3 protein-coding genes are annotated in these 2,009 nt (G+C 45.8%); 1 reads left to right on the top strand and 2 read right to left on the bottom strand.

Annotated elements, in window-relative coordinates; genetic code table 11:
* The coding region (locus R7O12_RS23870; RefSeq protein WP_318126515.1) for a phosphatase at nucleotides 1-586 on the top strand (586 nt) is incomplete at its 5' end.
* Between the two features lie 76 nt (nucleotides 587-662).
* On the opposite strand, the gene R7O12_RS23875 is transcribed toward R7O12_RS23870, so the two are convergent.
* Together R7O12_RS23875 and R7O12_RS23880 are read right to left on the bottom strand one after the other, a co-directional pair.
* Complete coding sequence (locus tag R7O12_RS23875) at nucleotides 663-1,415, bottom strand: hypothetical protein (RefSeq protein WP_318126517.1); 753 nt, start codon at nucleotides 1,413-1,415, stop codon at nucleotides 663-665.
* 65 nt (nucleotides 1,416-1,480) lie between these two features.
* The gene (locus R7O12_RS23880; RefSeq protein ID WP_005462056.1) at nucleotides 1,481-1,816 is read right to left on the bottom strand and encodes a helix-turn-helix transcriptional regulator; all 336 of its coding nucleotides are present in this window, start codon (nucleotides 1,814-1,816) and stop codon (nucleotides 1,481-1,483) included.
* Nucleotides 1,817-2,009: the final 193 nt, after the last annotated feature.

Below are 2,009 nucleotides of genomic sequence, written 5' to 3' on the forward strand. Positions count from 1 at the left end.
CAATAATCAAAGAATTTTGCCCCGCTTTTTGCATGAGGTCGGTATTCTCCGTGGCGTTGAAGCCAACACTTTAAACGTCAAAGGCGAGATCGATCTTCCGCTTTCCTCTGATCAACATCTTGATTGGGTAATTGCTAGCTTTCATGAGCCCGTTTTTAGACCCGCAACCGAAGCGGAGCACACTGCCGCGCTAATTAACGTCATTAAAAGTGGCAGAGTGGACGTGTTAGGGCACTTAGGTAATCCCAATTACCCATTTGATATGGAGCAAGTGTTGCGTTGCGCTAAATCCCACAATGTGGCGATTGAGGTGAACAATACGTCTCTCACAGGCAAGAGCCGAAAAGGCAGTGATGCGCGCTGTGGCCAAATTGTTGCCTTAGGAAAAGAGATTGGCGTGTATTTCAGTACCGGCTCTGATGCGCACTTTTGCGAAGAGATTTCAAAACTGGATCTCGCCATCGAATTGCTGGAAAAACATGGCGTGGAGAAGGACAAAATCCTAACGACTTCAACCCGTCGTTTCTTGAAGTTCTTACTACTCAGAGGTAAACCGCGCATTCCTGAGTTCGACGCGTTTTACTGATGTATGTGCATGAATAATCAAAAGTAGACCCCGCCAATCGGCGGGGTTTGTATTAGTTATGTACAAACTTGCTTACTTACAAAGGTGACTCAACGACTACATATTTACGATCTGCCCTAAGTGGCGCAAACCATGTATCTTGGTATTTGAAATAGCTTTGCCCATCTATCACTATCGTCTGCTTGGTGTGGGGAAGTGAGTCAACAATTTCGCCAAGCTTATAAGGACTTGAGGCTTTCTTAGTGATCGTTTTGCTTGTCTCTGTTGTCGTGGTGCTCACTTGGTTAGGAGAGGCAGGTGAGGTTGTCACAGTACTTAAGTTCGTTGTTGTTGACGCTGAGTTAGGTAAAACATCACCATCACTGATGACCGTGTAATTTCCGGCTGGTGGGTTTTGGACATACACGTAACGACTGCCGCGCTGTTGATAATAGGCGTCTTGCACAATGGCATAGGTCACTCCAGCGAAAATCGCAAACGTAGCGATGCCAACCAGATCGTTATGGTAATAGTAATAACGACCACGATAAGGTGGATACCAATAACCAGGTCGCACATAAATGAAAGAGGAATGGTATCGCGGCGGTCTTATTACGACGGGTGGACGATGGTAGTAAGGCGGTCTGTAGTCGTGTGAAGGGCGATGGTGATGCGGCGGCCGAATCGGTCGCTCCGGACGATTTACAGGATGACTGTGGTGCTTATTGCCCGGTTGCGTAATGGGTTTCACCGAATGTTGCGGATGAGGTTTTGCCTGTAATGTTGTTGTGCCAAGTATCATGACAAACACACTGGTCGCAAGCCCTCTGAAAATTGATATGTAGTTCATAAAACGCCTCCCCTTGATATTGGAGAGTAGGGTGCTCAAAACATAAGTATAACAGAGCGAAACAATTAGGAAGCGTTAGGATCTGAGCGTTGTTCAAGTACTAGAGATAAGAGGCGCACCAGTAGGGACTGTGCTTCAGGTGATAGCAGCCGAGCAACCGTCACCAAATCTTCTGCGGTTACGTGCTCTATCCCTCTAATATCGAGCGCGATATCGAGGTCAGTCAGATTTAGAGAGCGCAAAATAGAGCGGTATTGCGAAAGTTTGAGATCCGATTCACCTCGCTCGATGCGTTGGTAGGTTTTGACGCTCATCCCCGCGATATTTGCCATTTGTTCACGCGACAAACCGTGCTCTTTTCGTCTAATTATGAGCGCTTCAACGATAGGGTCTACGTGCATGGCTTCTCCAGATAGGACAGTTTTGACCTAATCAACGCAAGAAGTGGACCACTTTAACCACCCTATCTTTACCCGATTTTAAAAAGGGTATAAGAATGGCGTTCTAATTAAATGTGCAATTATTTCAGTCAGTTCTTATAAAAATGGAAAAGCATCAGTCATATAAATCAATTACAGCAAAAGTCTCTATTCG

Source organism: Vibrio sp. Vb1574 (assembly GCF_033338675.1).

Excerpts from the sequence above, each read along its gene's own strand:
- R7O12_RS23875 (WP_318126517.1), bottom strand. The coding sequence starts at position 1,415 with ATGAACTACATATCAATTTTCAGAGGGCTTGCGACCAGTGTGTTTGTC.
- R7O12_RS23880 (WP_005462056.1), bottom strand. The coding sequence starts at position 1,816 with ATGCACGTAGACCCTATCGTTGAAGCGCTCATAATTAGACGAAAAGAG.